Annotated in this window: 14 protein-coding genes and 1 pseudogene; 10 read left to right on the forward strand and 5 right to left on the reverse strand. The window is 64.3% G+C overall.

The annotated features are described in order from the left end of the window. Nucleotides 1-62: 62 nt before the first annotated feature. The 3 genes and pseudogenes from QMK31_RS16010 to QMK31_RS16025 all read left to right on the forward strand — a co-directional run bounded on the left by QMK31_RS16010 (nucleotide 63) and on the right by QMK31_RS16025 (nucleotide 3,303). A complete protein-coding gene (locus QMK31_RS16010) occupies nucleotides 63-746 on the forward strand; it encodes an FHA domain-containing protein (RefSeq protein WP_283501948.1) in 684 nt (227 codons plus the stop codon). A 498-nt stretch (nucleotides 747-1,244) separates the two neighbouring features. After that, a pseudogene (locus tag QMK31_RS16020) lies at nucleotides 1,245-1,935 on the forward strand (FtsK/SpoIIIE domain-containing protein); the annotation flags it as partial. 138 nt (nucleotides 1,936-2,073) lie between these two features. Further along, nucleotides 2,074-3,303: an FtsK/SpoIIIE domain-containing protein gene (locus QMK31_RS16025; RefSeq protein ID WP_283501951.1), complete on the forward strand. Its 1,230-nt coding sequence runs from the start codon at nucleotides 2,074-2,076 to the stop codon at nucleotides 3,301-3,303. 244 nt (nucleotides 3,304-3,547) lie between these two features. On the opposite strand, the gene QMK31_RS16030 is transcribed toward QMK31_RS16025, so the two are convergent. The 4 genes from QMK31_RS16030 to QMK31_RS16045 form a co-directional block, all read right to left on the reverse strand. Continuing rightward, on the reverse strand, nucleotides 3,548-3,694 hold the full coding sequence (locus tag QMK31_RS16030) for a hypothetical protein (RefSeq protein WP_283501952.1): 147 nt from the start codon (nucleotides 3,692-3,694) through the stop codon (nucleotides 3,548-3,550). 48 nt (nucleotides 3,695-3,742) lie between these two features. Then, nucleotides 3,743-3,946: a hypothetical protein gene (locus QMK31_RS16035; RefSeq protein ID WP_283501953.1), complete on the reverse strand. Its 204-nt coding sequence runs from the start codon at nucleotides 3,944-3,946 to the stop codon at nucleotides 3,743-3,745. Nucleotides 3,947-4,125: 179 nt separating this feature from the next. Further along, on the reverse strand, nucleotides 4,126-4,548 hold the full coding sequence (locus QMK31_RS16040; RefSeq protein WP_283501954.1) for a DUF3592 domain-containing protein: 423 nt from the start codon (nucleotides 4,546-4,548) through the stop codon (nucleotides 4,126-4,128). Between the two features lie 159 nt (nucleotides 4,549-4,707). Continuing rightward, nucleotides 4,708-5,193 carry an SRPBCC family protein gene (locus QMK31_RS16045; protein ID WP_283501955.1) on the reverse strand — a complete coding sequence of 162 codons (486 nt, stop codon included), beginning with the start codon at nucleotides 5,191-5,193 and terminating at the stop codon, nucleotides 4,708-4,710. 71 nt (nucleotides 5,194-5,264) lie between these two features. Here QMK31_RS16045 and QMK31_RS16050 point away from each other — a divergent pair, with 71 nt between their 5' ends. Further along, nucleotides 5,265-6,155 carry an amidohydrolase family protein gene (locus tag QMK31_RS16050; RefSeq protein ID WP_283501956.1) on the forward strand — a complete coding sequence of 297 codons (891 nt, stop codon included), beginning with the start codon at nucleotides 5,265-5,267 and terminating at the stop codon, nucleotides 6,153-6,155. Between the two features lie 10 nt (nucleotides 6,156-6,165). On the opposite strand, the gene QMK31_RS16055 is transcribed toward QMK31_RS16050, so the two are convergent. Continuing rightward, nucleotides 6,166-7,668, reverse strand: coding sequence for a hypothetical protein (locus QMK31_RS16055; protein WP_283501957.1), 1,503 nt, complete (start codon nucleotides 7,666-7,668; stop codon nucleotides 6,166-6,168). Nucleotides 7,669-8,139: 471 nt separating this feature from the next. Here QMK31_RS16055 and QMK31_RS16060 point away from each other — a divergent pair, with 471 nt between their 5' ends. The 6 genes from QMK31_RS16060 (at nucleotide 8,140) to QMK31_RS16085 (ending at nucleotide 14,587) form a co-directional block, all read left to right on the forward strand. Continuing rightward, nucleotides 8,140-9,549 carry a DUF6421 family protein gene (locus QMK31_RS16060; protein WP_283501958.1) on the forward strand — a complete coding sequence of 470 codons (1,410 nt, stop codon included), beginning with the start codon at nucleotides 8,140-8,142 and terminating at the stop codon, nucleotides 9,547-9,549. Further along, entirely contained in the window at nucleotides 9,549-10,217 is a 669-nt protein-coding gene (locus QMK31_RS16065; RefSeq protein ID WP_283501959.1) for an SDR family NAD(P)-dependent oxidoreductase, read from the forward strand. The genes QMK31_RS16060 and QMK31_RS16065 overlap by 1 nt, the downstream gene beginning before the upstream one ends. A gap of 141 nt (nucleotides 10,218-10,358) precedes the next feature. Continuing rightward, a complete protein-coding gene (locus QMK31_RS16070; protein ID WP_283501960.1) occupies nucleotides 10,359-11,741 on the forward strand; it encodes a sensor histidine kinase in 1,383 nt (460 codons plus the stop codon). Continuing rightward, complete coding sequence (locus QMK31_RS16075) at nucleotides 11,738-12,469, forward strand: response regulator (protein ID WP_283501961.1); 732 nt, start codon at nucleotides 11,738-11,740, stop codon at nucleotides 12,467-12,469. Before QMK31_RS16070 ends, QMK31_RS16075 begins: the two co-directional genes overlap by 4 nt. 124 nt (nucleotides 12,470-12,593) lie before the next feature. Further along, entirely contained in the window at nucleotides 12,594-13,478 is an 885-nt protein-coding gene (locus QMK31_RS16080) for an ABC transporter ATP-binding protein (protein WP_283501962.1), read from the forward strand. Between the two features lie 38 nt (nucleotides 13,479-13,516). Next, nucleotides 13,517-14,587: an ABC transporter permease gene (locus QMK31_RS16085; protein ID WP_283502037.1), complete on the forward strand. Its 1,071-nt coding sequence runs from the start codon at nucleotides 13,517-13,519 to the stop codon at nucleotides 14,585-14,587. Nucleotides 14,588-14,614 lie beyond the last annotated feature (27 nt).

A 14,614-nucleotide genomic window follows, 5' to 3' on the forward strand; every position in this document is an offset into this window, starting at 1 on the left:
AGCCCGGCACCTCCCCGCACGAAGACGCTGCCCGCCGAAACAGCGCGCCGCTCACCCTTCGCGTGCGGTACCCCAACAACCCGATTCTGCACGTGCTCGACCCCCTCGCCACCGTGAGCGACGCCGGCCTTAGTTCTGGCTGCTGGGTCGAGACGATCCAGCCCAGCCAGGCAGATGCGAGCGATGTCTTTCTCTATCAGCGCGCCGCCACCGCGTCGATCCTGCGCGGTCCGCAGGCCGGCCAGCAGTTTGCCCTCGTGACCGGCCCCAACGTCGTGGGGCGTGGCCGCGGCTGCCGAATCCAACTGATCGACGAGACGGTCTCGCGCGCCCACGCCACGATCGACATCGGAGCGGCCATCACCGTCACCGACCTCGATTCAGGGAACGGACCGTATATCGACGAACGTCGGGCCGTGTCGGGCCCGGTCACCGCGGCGAACCTCATCTCGGTGGGTGACACGGTTCTCGTCGTCACCCGCGAGTCCAGCGTCGCCCACGTGTCACCGTCGAACCGGCCGGAGGCGGTCGTCGAATTTGCACGGTCGCCGCGCGGCGACGTGCGTTTCGGTGCCCAGAAGCTGGCGGCACCGGTGCCGCCGCAGCGCCTCGAACCGCAGAAATTTCCCATCCAGCGAACTCTGGTCAGAGGGCGTGCTGCGTTCCATCATTGTTCAGCTGTGTGGCCTGCACTCGCCGGCCGACCTCGTCCTGGCCTGCTTCGCGAACTGCGACAACCACTTTGAATGGCAATGGCTCAAGTGGATGCCGCACATCGGCTCGGTCTACAGCCCCCTCACCACGAGTCACCTCGCGGCTGATCCGGCCACGAGCGGTCACCTGCTCGCCCAGCTCGAACAACTGGTGGCTGAACGTCGGGCGACCCGCCCGGGCGGGTCGGACATCCGCTCGCATTTGCGCGAGGACGCCGACATCGACGAGCTGCACGGGCAAGCGGTACAGGCTCTGCCGGTCACCCCGGTTGTCATTGTGATCGTCACGAGCGACAGCCAGGTGGACCGCGGGAGGCTCGTCGCCCTGGCCGAAGACGGCCCCGACGTGGGCGTGCACCTGCTCTGGCACGCGGCCGAGGTCGCCGACCTTCCGGCCGCCTGCCGCACCTACGTCGAGGTTCAGCCCGACGGCACCGGTGTGGTCGGCTTCGTGCGCACCACCACCCGGGTCGACGTCAGCCCGCTCGAGGCGATCTCGGGGCAGGACGCCGCCGTGGCTGCCCGACTGATCTCGTCGGCCAGGGCGCAACTGGTGTGCTGCGGCTGGACCTGCGCGAGCAGGGACCGCACGCCCTCGTCGGCGGCACGACCGGGTCGGGCAAGAGCGAATTCCTGCAGACCTGGATCATGAGCATGGCGAGCGAACACAGCCCGGACCGCCTGACCTTTCTGCTGATCGACTATAAGGGCGGCGCCGCGTTCGCGGAGTGCACCCAACTGCCGCACACTGTCGGCCTGGTGACCGACCTGAACACCCACCTCGTGCGCCGGGCCCTCACCTCGCTGCGGGCGGAATTGCACTACCGTAAAACCCTGCTCAACGAGAAGGGCGCCAAGGACCTCGTGAGCCTCGAGAAGCGCGGCGACCCGGATGCCCCGCCGTCGCTCATCATCGTCATCGACGAGTTCGCCGCGCTGGTCGGTGAGGTACCGGAATTCGTCGACGGGATAGTCGACGTCGCCCAACGGGGCCGCTCGCTCGGACTGCACCTGATCATGGCCACCCAGCGGCCGGCCGGCGTGATCAAGGACAACCTGCGCGCCAATACCAACCTGCGAATTGCCCTGCGCGTGGCCGACGAATCAAACAGCCAAGACGTGATCGGAGGTAAAAGACGCTGCCGGGTTCGACCCGTCGACACCCGGCCGCGGAGCGGCAAAGCTCGGCCCGGGCAAGCTGATCCATTTTCAGACCGCCTACCTCAATGGTCGAAGCAAGGGCACGGCCAAACTGCCCGACATCGACATCGCCGACTTTCCGTTCGAGGTCGGTCACACCTGGTCCATCGATCTCGCCGCCCCGCCCGCTCGTCGGGAGGCGCCCCGCGACATTGAGAACATGCTGAACTCGATCCAGACTGCCGGGGCAACGCTCGGCTTGGCGACGCCGCGCAAGCCCTGGCTCGTGCCGCTGGAGCGGGTGCTCGACCTCGCGCAACTCCCAGTCGCTGGTGGGCCCGCGATCGCGCTCGAAATGCAGGGCGAGCCCGGCCAGCAGCGGCAGAGTCCTTTTCTGTTCGACCCGGACAGCCAGGGAAATCTGGCCGTTCTCGGCACCAGCGGCTCCGGCAAGAGCACCGCGCTCCGCACGCTCCTGCTGTCGGCGTCACGCGATGCCGAGCAGAATCCCCTGCATATCTATGGGATCGATTGCGCCGGCGGTGCCCTGGGCATGCTCGGCGCGCTCCCCACCGTTGGCGGCATCATCGCCGGTGAGGATGGGGAACGGGTCGCCCGGCTGATGCGGCACCTGGTCGCCACGGCCACCGACCGTGCGGTGCGCTATTCCGCGCTGCCAGCCTCGACGCTGTCCGACTATCGACAGGTGAGCGGCAACGTTTCGGAACCACGCATCATCGTGGTCATCGACGGCATGGCCAATTTTCGCAGCAGCTATGAGTTTCGAAGCGGCGACACGACGTTCGCCGCGCTCGCCCAGCTGATGAGCGTGGGACGGCAGGTGGGCATCCACTTCATTCTGAGCGCGGATCGATCCGGTGTGATCCCCTCGGCACTCAACGCCAACATCCAGCAGAACGTCGTGCTGCGCCTGGCCTCGTCGAACGACTACGGCATTCTCGGCGTGCCCGCCGACATTCTCGAAGATGCACCGGCCGGACGCGCCGTCATCGACGGCAATGAAGTGCAGATCGCGGTACTCGGCGGTTCGGCCAGCCTCGGTGAACAGTCGGTGGCCGCCCAGCAGCTCGCGGATCGGCTGCGCCAGACCGGCATCGCTGCGGCACCCGCAATCGAGCGCCTCGCCGAGCGCATCCCGCTGTCGCAACTCGGCGCTGACGGCGGCCGCGCCGTGATCGGTGTAGCGGATGCCGACCTGCTGCCGGTCGGCATCGCGCCCGAAGGACTGGTCGTGGTGACCGGCCCGTTCCGAAGCGGCAAGACCACCACGATTAAGACTTTCGTGCGCACCACCCTGCGGGACGGTAGCCAAACCGGGCCGGCTGGCGGTGAACCCAGCATGATCGTCGTCGAGAGTGCCGGTGATTTCGAGGGGTCGTCCGCCGAGGCGGTCGTCGCGTCGCTCATCAAGGCGGCGAGAAAAGACTGAGACCTGCACGGTCTTCGTGACCGTGTCTACGGCGGAATTCACGACGGTCATGAACGACGTCACAGCATTTTCGGCGACGTCCTGAATGACCTTGACCGCGTTCGAGGCGCTCGGCGGCCCAGGCCTGCGCCTGCACGATGAGCGCCTTCACGTCGTCGACAGCACGTGCGTGCGTGGCCAGGGCATCCGCTGCCGCATCGAGGGTCGCGGCAGTGCGACCGATATCGGCCGCGGTCAGCGTTATTTACGTGCGAAAGGCCTGGGCGGCAGCCGAATTCCAGTTCATCCCCTCGGCCTGCGCTGTGAGTTGCAGTGCGCGCGAGCGCATATCCTCAGCGCGCGTGCGCAGATACGACGCGTCGCTGTGCACCGTCGTCATGTCCCCGTACATGCTTCGCCTTCCGGACCTGGCCGCGTACGGCCTATTGGTTGACCGGAATTAGCGCGACAAGCGGGCGGCGAGCTGGGCGTCGACGTCGTCGAGGGTGAGCGCCGCGTTGCGGAGATAGCTCGACAAGCCTTCCAGGCCCCGGATCGCGGAACGGGCACCGTTGGTGAACTCAGCGTAGGACGCGTTGAACGCGCCGGACGACTTATCGGTCACGAAGCCCGAACTCACCAAGGAGGCGATGATGCGCTGCAATTAATCGAGCTTGGAGTCGAGATCTTCACGGCCCACGGTGAGGCGATCGGCCGACGAATTCAGTTCGTGGTGCGAGACGCTAATGTTTGCCATGCAAGTGGCACCCCCTGGTTAGGTTTCACGTTCTGTTGGCCACACCGTAGCAGCCCGGGGTAACACCCACCCCCGTTGGAGAGGCGTCAGAGGAACATCAGCACGATGCCGGCCACACCGGCGAAAACGCCGATGCCGAGCAGCACCAGGCCGATCAGGCGCAGGCCCTTGCCGTCCAGTTCAGGGTCGTGCGTGCGGCAGCGTTCCGGGTGGCGATTGCGAAACCACACGCGCACGTCGTCCCCCGGCGCGAGGTGGTGCGTCTCGTGAGTGTCGGCGGGGCACTCGTGCACATCGCCGTCGTCGTCAAACCAGCGGATGACCGTGGCCGGTCCTGATGCTGCCGAACCTGACGCTGCGATCACGGCCGTGGTGTGGGTCCAGCGACCGCTGATGCCGCGCACCGACAGACCAACGATGTAGAGGATTGCTCCGATGATGAGGCCGAAGAGGGTAAGAATCTCGCTGATGATGCCGGCGAAGTCGAGGGCGTTCACTGGCACCGCCATCCGTCATCTCGTCTGCTCGCGGCGCTTACCCCGATGGCTCAAGAGTATCGGGTGCCGCGCGCCGGCGGCACGGTCCCGCAGAACCGGCGCTCAGCATCCGCTTTCTGACGGCGCGGCTCACCGGCTCGGGCTGGAATGACCTTACCGGCCCCGGTCGCTTCAGCGGGTGGCCAGCAGAGCGGCGAGAACGGAATCGAGCCGGTCGTAGCCCTGGGCCATGCCCTCTTCCATACCGCTTTCGGCCATTACATCACGAGCCTCCTGACTCGGATAGGTCGAGTGGCCGACCATGCGCGTGCGGCCCGTACCGAGATCCTCGAAGCGCAGGGTCTCTATGCTCACGACGTCGGGGTAGCCGTCATATTCAAAGGTTTGAATGATGAGGTCGCTCGGCCTGGCCTCGTGAAAGACGCCGTGAAATTCGTAACGCTCACCGTCGGGATCGATGTGGGTAAACCGGTAGCTGCCGCCGGTACGCAGATGCCAGTGGTCGATCTCGGTGATGTACCCGTTCGGGCCGAGCCACTGTTCGACGAGGTCGGGATCCGCGTGGGCTCGGTAGACGGCTGCCACGGGGGCGTCGAACTCGCGGACATACTCGACGAACGGAGTGTTGGGGGTGATAGTGACCTTCAGCGTGTTCATTAAGATACCTCTCTTCGCGGGCGAAAATAGGCTCGGGGCATGCGCTTGTCAAGGTCTGGCACACTGGGGCAATGATGCTCGACAACGAGGTGCCGGCCTGGTGGCGCACGCTCGGCCTGCCCGGTCTGGTCGACCTGCACACCCATTTTCTGCCCGAGCGCATGCTGCGGCGCGTCTGGGCCCACTTCGACGAGATCGAGCCGCTGATCGGCCAGGAGTGGCCGATCCAGTACCGCGACGACCAGGACTCCCGGCTCGCCACGATTCGCCGGCTTGGCGTGCGCCGCTTCACCGCGCTGTCCTATGCGCATCGCTCGGGGATGGCGGCTTCCCTGACGGATTTCTCACTCGACCTCGCCGCGGAACACGCCGATTGCGTGCCGAGCGCCACGTTCTACCCGGAGGACGGCGTGCTCGAACAGGTGCAGTCCGCCCTCGATCGCGGCGCTCGGGTGTTCAAGATCCACGCGCAGATCGGCGCATTCGACCTGCGCGAGCCGGTACTCGACCCGGTCTGGGGGCTGCTCGCCGACGCCGCGATTCCGGTCGTGATCCACGTCGGCAGTGGGCCGGTTTCCCGGCCGGGAATCACCGGGCCGCACACGCTTGCGGGAGTGCTGGCGCGGCATCCGCTGTTGACGGCCGTGGTAGCGCATCTCGGCGCCCCGGAATACGGCGACTTTCTCGACCTCGCCGAACGCTACCCCTGGGTGCACCTCGATACGACCATGGTGTTCACCGACTTTTTCGAGCAGCTCGCGCCGTTCGACCCCGCTTTGCTGCCACGGCTGGCCGACCTGCCCGACCGCGTCGTGCTCGGCAGCGACTTTCCCAACATTCCGTACCCGTACGCTCACCAGTTGGAGTCGCTCGAACGTCTGCGCGACCTCGAGCCGCGCCTCGACGACGACTGGTTGCGCGCCGTCTGCTGGTATAACGGGCTGCGCCTGATCGGCGAATAAGCCGCACACATCAGCCGGTGGCGGGAAGTCGAAAACCGCTGAGACCGGATGCCCCGCCCACCACGTAATACCGATCGCCAGCGTCGACGCCGCCCATGAGAAGCGCTTGCGGCGAGAACACCGATGCGTCCAGCGAATCGGTATTGATGTCGCACGGGAACACGTTGTCGCCGATGTAATACGGCTGGTTCGCCTCCGAGTAGTAAGGCAGTTCCGCAGTCGCGCGCATCTTTCGACACGCAAAGACTCCCTTTTCGGGTGCTGCGTTGCCCTTCCCGGTCAGCACGTCAATGATCTGCACGTGTCCATTCACATTTATCGGTCTAGTCGCGATATTGCTGGCGAAACCAGCCAGCCGCCAATTGAATAATGACCCGTCGCCGCCCACCGGTGTGGACCATTCGATATCGCCGGTGGCCCTGTTGATACCGACGAGATCGACGTCAACGTCCTCGTCGGTAGTGTCAGCCACGGAGCCGTCCGATGCGACAACCACGTGAACGACACCGGAATTGACCCGACACGCCGGAATTATTTCCCCTGCAAACGGTTGCCGTAGCTGGGCTGCCGTGCAATCTCCGACATCGGCGAGGTCCCACTTCGTCGTTCCGTCAACGGGGTCGAGCGCGACAATGTGCGAATCGGCCCGTTCGTAGGAATAATCTGCGCTCATATCAATAGAGGCGTCCCAGATAGTTCCTCTTCCGACCACGAGGCCATCTGCGCCGCGGTCCTGCCACGCCCAACCGTCGTCGGAGGTGTAATTCTCGCCAAAAACATCGGTATACGGAACCTCCCAAGCGGCCTTGCCCCTCGCGCTAAACCCGAGCATCTCGACCCCATCGGGAGCGCGATCGAATGTGGAATAGACCCGGCTACCCAGAAGCCGCGAGTTTGTCGGGAGGGCAACATCCTGATCCCGACCCACTGTTCCGGCGGTCAGGTCAACGCGAAAGCTCGTATTGTCGGCGTTTTGCCCGTTGATCGGTATGCCGGAAAAACACACGCCCGTGCCATCGGCGCACTCCCCCGGGCGTTGAGTCACCCAGCCCGAAGGTTGGTCGAGAGCGATTGGCGCTCCCGTCACCGCATCGGCGACTACAACATCCTGCCAACCAGTTTCATCGCCGGCCAGGTCGCGGATATACGGGACTACCGTTCGGCCCTCGGTTTGAACAATGTGCGCATCGACAGAAATGTCGGAAGACCCATTTCCGGCCAGCGCAGCGTCGCGCCACAGCTCCACGCCGGTACTCGCGTTCCAGACAACGATATCGAGGCCTCCCTCGGCGCCCGTGACATAGGAGACGACGACACCGTCCTTGGCCACGGGCGCCCCGACAAGGTCGACATCGACGTTCCAATCGGCCTTGACCGGGGTCGTGAAGTCGGGCCCGGGGTCGGAGGCTGCGCTGGGTGGTTTCGCTGGGGCATCCATTTGGTTGGTGCAGCCGGCCAGGGCGACTAAGACCGACAGAGCAAGAACGGAGAACGCAAGAGCTTGCTTAGCCATGTTCGTTTCCTCCACGCCATTGGTGAGTAGCATTCAGTTGAGCGATGCTCCCACGGCAGCGACGGGCGAAATCCGTATTACAACAATCTGTGGATAACTCGGTCTCGCGCGCGGCGCGGTAGGCGGCGCGCTGCTCCGGGCTCAGCAGACTAAACCCGTCCTTAGCGGAGGTCGGGTTCAGAACTGCGGAGAATTTCCACCTTGCCAGAGTGCGCTCTTTGAGATCCGCGCCTTCACGGGGCAGCGAAACGCAGCGACGAGCAATCTCCGCACTTCTGAACCGCTCTTCCGGCATGAAGTGCGCGAATGGGGCCTCAGCGGCAAATCTCCGCGCCGAAACCGACTCTGAGCCTCGATTCGTTGCGACAGATCGCAAGAAAACGCCGCGTGGCGCCCGATATTCTGAAGGAACGTCTTTTTCGGCGCGCACGCCCGCCGCGACCGCGGCACAAACGAGAACGGGAGGTTCCCATGTCGATATCTGTTGAAAAAACACACGTAGCTAACGCTCTGGTCGGAGAGCCCGAGGTTCTCGAAGACGGCTCCAGCAACCTCGCGCTCGACCCATCGTGGTTGAGCCTCAAGGCTGCCGCGACAACGCTGCAGTCACTGCAGGCTCAGAACGGGTCGATTGCCGACGCCGAACGGCACGCGGATGCCGCGGCATCCGTTTCGCGCATCACCGCGGCCATCGCAGACCTCGCGCCGCACTTCGCACACGATGCCGCCTATTTGGCCGCCCTGATCACGGACTTCGACCGCTGGGTGGGCGAAGACTTTGGCGTACCCGATTTCTACGACTCGCTCATGGCTTTTCAGCCGCAGCAGCACCGCGTAGACGGCCTGCGCCACCTCGTGGTCTTTCCCATGTACACGCAGAACGGCAGCACGAATCGCCTGGTCGAGGCCGTGCTGATCGAGGTCATCTGGCCGGAGTTTATCGGTGAGCTTGAAGCCGGTTACACGAACAAACTGTTCGTGCCGATTCGCTTTCTCGATTTCACCCCGGGCTACGACACCAACTCGGCGGTGCTGTTTCCCGAGACAGTGGCCATGCGCGAGGTGCCCACGTTCACCTGGGGCGCCATTTTCGCCGACCGAGAGGCCGCACGCTTTCGCCGAGTCGTTCGTGCCGCCGCCGAGATCACACGGCTTGAGCTGCCTAAAGATGCCGCCGCGCTGATCGACAACCAGCAGCTCACCGAAGAAACCTTCGTCATGTGGGACCTCATTCACGACCGCACCCACATGCGCGGCGACCTGCCGTTTGACCCGTTTATGATCAAGCAGCGCATGCCGTTCTTCCTCTATTCCCTCGAGGAGTTGCGCTGCGACCTGACTGCTTTTCGTGAGTCGGTCTCGATTGAACGCAGCGAGTTGGCAAGCCCGGAGTCGCGCAAGCACGCGAAGCTGGTGCAGTACGCCGTTATCTTCGACCGCATTTTTCGGTTCGCCATTACCGGCAGCCGGGTGCGCAACTATGACGGTCTCGGCGGGCAACTGTTGTTCGCCTGGATGCACCAACACGGCGTGCTGCACTGGACCGACACTCGCCTCACCTTCGACTGGGAGGCCGTTCCCGAGGTCGTTATCGCTCTCGGAGCGCAGATCGATGAGCTGTATTGGGCATCGATCGATCGGCCGAAGAAGGCGCACTGGCTCGCTGCCTACGAGATGATCTCGAAGACCCTCACGGCCAACCCGGCCTCCAACTGGGCCCGCGGGCTGCCGTTTGAGGTGCTCGCCGGGGCTCCCAAGGGCTACACCGATCAGGTTCTCGACGACGAATTCCCGCTGTCGATGTTCTTTGAGGCTCTCGAAAAGAAAATGAAAACGGTCATCGCCTCGACGGCCGGCATCACCGGCAGCGCGGTCGACTGATGGGTGCCAGTCCGGCCGTAGCTGGTCGCACCGTGCTGATCGCCGGCGCGACCAGCACGGCCGGCCTGGCCGTCGCCGCCTCCTTAGCGGATGCCAGCGCGCACGTTGTTGCGGTCGGCTCCAACCTGGAGCGGTTGCAGTCGGTGCTGGCCGTCGCCCCCGAGGCTGCGCTCTACGAGTGCGACCTCTCGGATTTTGCGGCTGTGACCGCGCTGGCGGCCCGCGTGTCGGCAGCGCACGGCCCGATCGACGGACTGATTCATTTGGTGGGCGGTTGGCGCGGCGGCGGCGGGCTGGCCGGTCAGACCGATATGGACTGGGACTTTTTGTATTCCCACGTGGTTACCACCCTGCGCAACACCACCCGGGCGTTCAATGCCGACCTACTCGCTTCACCCGCCGGCCGGCTCGCGATTGTGTCGAGCGTGTCGGTTGATAGGCCGACCGCGGGCGGTGCGAACTACGCCACAGTGAAATCCGCAGCTGAGACGTGGGTGCGTGCAGTGGGGCAGGGGTTCGCAAAGGCAGGGGACACAGCCGCAGCGGTAACTTTCGTCGTTCGATCCCTCGACGGGCTGGAGAACGAGCTGGCTACCCGGGTGACCGGTTTGTGGAGCGACACCGCGGCATCCGTCAATGGCAGCCGGGTTATGCTCACGGCGGTCTGAGTGTCGTAAGTCGGAGATTTTTACGACACGCCGTTGTGAGCGACATGACGGGCGGGGGTGTCGCGAAAAAGTCCGAGTTTAGGTAATGCTGGCAGTGCGGATGCTGGTAGCCGCGGCGTTGCAGCAGGCTAGCGTGGGAGCATGAGCAATTTGGGCGAGCCATTCGCTGAGAACTGGCGTCGGCCACGGCCGAGCCCGCGCGAAGCCAGAATTGACCTGTGGATCGCCCTCGGCCTGGCTGCCGGAACCGCGCTGAGCGTGTCACTGGGCCGCAGTGCCGGTGCGTTCGCCGACTCTCCGGTCTGGCTCGTTCTGGTGTGGGTTCCCCTCATCAGCCTGCCATTGATTTGGCGGCGGCGCTGGCCCGAAGTGATCGCTCTTCTGGTGGCCATGACATTTGCTGGAGGCGCCATACTCGGCGTGGGCGACGTGCTCTTCTCCAACATCGCTCTCTACATCGCAATCTTTTCGGTCGGGGCTTCCAGCCGCAACCGAACCTTTGCCACCTGGACGCGCATCGCAATCGTGGTCGGTATGTTCACCTGGCTGATCAGCCAATTGTTTATGCAAGCCAATCAAGCCACCACGCTGCCCGAGCTCTCGCGAGACGGGCTCTTCTCCGCCTACGCGGCATTCGGACTCCTGCAGGTTCTGATCAACCTGCTTTACTTTGGCGCTGCCTGGTACTTTGGCGATTCCGCCTGGCGGTCGGCACGCAATACGGCGGCGTTGGAGGCCAGCACACTGGCACTCATCGCCGAACGAGAACACAGCGCACGCCAGGCCATTTCACTCGAACGCGTGCGCATCGCGCGCGAACTGCACGACGTGGTCGCCCACCACGTCTCGTTGATGGGCGTGCAGGCCGGGGCCGCGCGCCGCATCATGAACCAGAGCCCGGCGAAAGCGGCTGAGGCCCTCGGCGTTATCGAGCAGAGCGCCCGCACTGCCGTCGATGAACTGCACACCATGCTCGGGTCGCTGCGATCCGGCGATAGTGATAGTTCCGCGGGCAGCGCCAACCCAACTGCTGATGACGCCGCGAACGCCAGCACCAGTACCCGCGGCATTGACCAGCTCGACGAATTGGTCGACGAGAGTAGCGCCGCCGGCGTACCCGTGACAATGAGCATTGTCGGCGTGCCGCGCCCGGTACCGGCCACAATCGGTCTGAGCATTTACCGCATCGCCCAGGAGGCCCTCACCAACACGCGCAAACATGCCGGTGCCGGAGCGCGCGGTGACCTGCGGCTGCGCTATGAAGCGGATGCCGTGGAGCTTGAGGTCACCGATAACGGCATCGGACCGCGACGCCTGCTTTCTGGCGTAGCCAGCCACAGCGGTACCGCCCCGGCAACGGGTTGCGGCCTTGGGCAGCGCGGAATGCAGGAACGGGTCACGGCCGTCGGCGGCGACCTCCACGTGGGGGCGCGGCCCCGTGGTGGCTACCTGGTTCGGGCCCGCTTTCCCTTGGCTGCCCCCGCGCACACCGGCGCGCCGGATGCCCAGGATGCGCCGGCATGAGCGCCACCGACATTCGCGTACTCCTGGTCGACGACCAGACGCTGGTTCGCGCCGGGTTTTGCATTATTTTAGAATCTGAGCCGGGCATCCGCGTGGTAGGTGAAGCGGCGAACGGCGCAGCCGGCTTGACCCTGGCCCAGCAGCTCGACCCCGACGTGATCTGCATGGATGTGCAGATGCCCGGCAGTGACGGGCTCGCTGCCACCAGGGCCATCGTGAGCGATCCCGCAATCCATTCGGCTGTGCTCATGCTCACAACCTTCGACCGTGAAGATTACCTGTTTGCCGCTCTCCAGAACGGGGCAAGCGGATTCATCTTGAAGAATTCCACCCCCGAGTCCCTGATCGACGCGGTGCAGGTGCTCGCCCGCGGCGATGCCCTGCTGGCGCCGGACGTGACCCGTCGGGTGATCGAACGGTGTGTCACCGCGGCGCGGTCACCCGCTCTCGTCGCGGGCGGCGGTAATACCGATAACGCGGGCACCAACGCAACGGTGAAACCCACGATCATGAACGCCCTCACCGACCGCGAGGCCGAAGTTTTTGCCCTCCTCGCCCAGGGACGAGCCAACGCGGAGATTGCCGCCGCGCTCTATCTCGGGGAGGCAACAATCAAAACACACGTGTCAAAAGTGCTCATGAAACTCGGCCTGCGCGACCGCATTCAGGCCGTGGTTTTCGCCTACGAGCACGGCCTCGTCGTACCCGGCGCTGCCAGCACCGACTAACCGCACCAAAAGCGCACCGGAGCCAGACAAACCACCGCGCGACGGATGCCATCACCCGAGCGACGGATACCCGGGGGCCGTCGATCGGGCTAGCGTGAAGTTGACCGGCTACGAAGGGGCAAGAATGCTCGACATCATGAGCGTCAACAAGCGTTATGGCACCAGGCAGGTGCTCACCGACGTGAGCTTTTCCGTCGGAGACGGCCGCATGACCGGCTTCGTTGGCGCCAACGGTGCCGGCAAGACCACGACGATGCGCATCATCCTCGGCGTGCTCTCCCCCGATTCCGGCACGGTACTCATCGATGGCACACCGGTCACCGCCAATGACCGCCGCCGCTTCGGCTACATGCCCGAAGAACGCGGCCTCTACCCCAAGATGAAGGTGGCCGAGCATCTCGTCTACCTGGCCCGCCTGCACGGGCTCGACCCGGCATCCGCTCGCCGCAACACCAGCGACCTGCTGGAGCGGCTCGGTCTCGATGCCCGGGCCAACGACACCGTAGAATCACTCTCGCTCGGCAACCAGCAGCGCGCGCAAATTGCTGCCGCCCTCGTGCACGACCCTGAGTTTCTCGTGCTCGATGAACCGTTTTCGGGCCTGGACCCGCTCGCGGTCGATGTGGTTACCAGCGTGCTCTCCGGTTACGCCGCCCAGGGCGCACCCGTACTGTTCTCCTCACACCAACTCGACATCGTCGAACGATTGTGTGATGACCTCGTCATTATTGCCGATGGGGTAATTCGCGCGAACGGTTCTCCCGAAACCCTGCGCACGCAGCACAGCAGGGAACGCTTCGAGATTCGCACTGCGGGAGACACCGGCTGGATCCGCGAGGTGCCCGGCGTCACCGTCGTCGACTTTGATGGCGACTACGCCATCTTCGAATGCGAAACGGATGCCGCCAGCCAGGCCGTGTTGCAGCGCGCGATCGGTCTCGGTGCGGTTCACGCCTTTGCCCAGCAACGGCCATCCCTCGCCACCATCTTCAAGGAGGTTATTTCGTGAGCAACACCATAAGGCCCGTGCACACTGCGCCCACCTTTATGCAGGGGGTCTGGCTGGTCTCTAATCGCGAGATAAAGGCGCGCGTGCGCAGCAAATCGTTTCTCATCGCCACGGGAATTCTGTTGCTCATCTCGATGGCCTCGGTCATCGTCGGAGGAATTCTGAGCCAGAGCACCACCCTGACCAAAGTGGCTGCGGTAGGAACAGCCATCAGCGCCGTTGAACAGGCCGACGCCTTCGACATTGTGAAGGCCAACACCATCGCCGACGCCGAAGCGCTCGTGCGCGATGGCAGCGTCGAGGCCGCCGTGGTTGCGGATGCGCGGGCCGATTCCGTGCTGGGCATCACGGTGATTGCAAAAACGTCGGCGCCGAGCGAGGTTCTCAGCGCGCTCAGCGTGAGCCCCAACGTAAAGATTCTCGACCCGGCCGAGCAAGACGGTTTTCTCGCCTACCTGGTCGCCATCGGTTTTGGCATCATCTTTCTGATGTCGGCGACCACTTTCGGCGCCACCATCGCCCAGAGTGTTGTCGAAGAGAAGCAGACCCGCATTGTAGAGATCCTGATGTCGACCATCTCGGTGCGCGCCCTACTGGCCGGCAAGGTGCTCGGCAACAGTCTGATGGCGTTCGCGCAGATTGTCGCCATCGGCTTGCTCGTATCTATCGGCCTGGCGGTGACCGGGCAACGGGTTTTGCTGGCCGATGTTGGCCCGGCCATCGTCTGGTTCGCCGTATTCTTCGCCTTCGGTTTTGTTCTGCTCGCTTCGCTCTACGCGGCCACAGCATCGATGGTGTCCCGGCAGGAAGACGTGGGATCGGCCACCTCGCCGGTACTGTTCCTCGTCATGGTTCCGTACTTTCTGGTCATCTTCTTCAACGACAACCCGCTGGTCCTTGCGATCATGTCGTATGTTCCGTTCTCGGCCCCGGTGGGAATGCCGGTACGCATCTTCCTCGGCGAGGCCCAGTGGTGGGAGCCCGTGCTCTCCCTGGTGGTTTTGGCGCTGTCGACCATGGTGGTCATCGTGATCGGTTCACGCATCTACTCCAATGCGCTGCTGCGCATGGGTGCCAGGGTCTCCTTCCGTGATGCCCTGAAACGCTAAGCCGCACCTCGCGCCGGGCAGACCACC

Origin of the sequence: Cryobacterium sp. PH31-O1 (assembly GCF_030063455.1) — a bacterium.
GTDB lineage: Bacteria > Actinomycetota > Actinomycetes > Actinomycetales > Microbacteriaceae > Cryobacterium.

Coding starts and splice junctions, on each gene's coding strand:
- QMK31_RS16070 (WP_283501960.1), top strand. CDS start 10,359: ATGAGCAATTTGGGCGAGCCATTCGCTGAGAACTGGCGTCGGCCACGG.
- QMK31_RS16060 (WP_283501958.1), top strand. CDS start 8,140: ATGTCGATATCTGTTGAAAAAACACACGTAGCTAACGCTCTGGTCGGA.
- QMK31_RS16085 (WP_283502037.1), top strand. CDS start 13,517: ATGCAGGGGGTCTGGCTGGTCTCTAATCGCGAGATAAAGGCGCGCGTG.
- QMK31_RS16025 (WP_283501951.1), top strand. CDS start 2,074: ATGCTGAACTCGATCCAGACTGCCGGGGCAACGCTCGGCTTGGCGACG.
- QMK31_RS16075 (WP_283501961.1), top strand. CDS start 11,738: ATGAGCGCCACCGACATTCGCGTACTCCTGGTCGACGACCAGACGCTG.
- QMK31_RS16030 (WP_283501952.1), bottom strand. CDS start 3,694: ATGTACGGGGACATGACGACGGTGCACAGCGACGCGTCGTATCTGCGC.
- QMK31_RS16040 (WP_283501954.1), bottom strand. CDS start 4,548: ATGGCGGTGCCAGTGAACGCCCTCGACTTCGCCGGCATCATCAGCGAG.
- QMK31_RS16055 (WP_283501957.1), bottom strand. CDS start 7,668: ATGGCTAAGCAAGCTCTTGCGTTCTCCGTTCTTGCTCTGTCGGTCTTA.
- QMK31_RS16065 (WP_283501959.1), top strand. CDS start 9,549: ATGGGTGCCAGTCCGGCCGTAGCTGGTCGCACCGTGCTGATCGCCGGC.
- QMK31_RS16045 (WP_283501955.1), bottom strand. CDS start 5,193: ATGAACACGCTGAAGGTCACTATCACCCCCAACACTCCGTTCGTCGAG.
- QMK31_RS16050 (WP_283501956.1), top strand. CDS start 5,265: ATGATGCTCGACAACGAGGTGCCGGCCTGGTGGCGCACGCTCGGCCTG.
- QMK31_RS16080 (WP_283501962.1), top strand. CDS start 12,594: ATGCTCGACATCATGAGCGTCAACAAGCGTTATGGCACCAGGCAGGTG.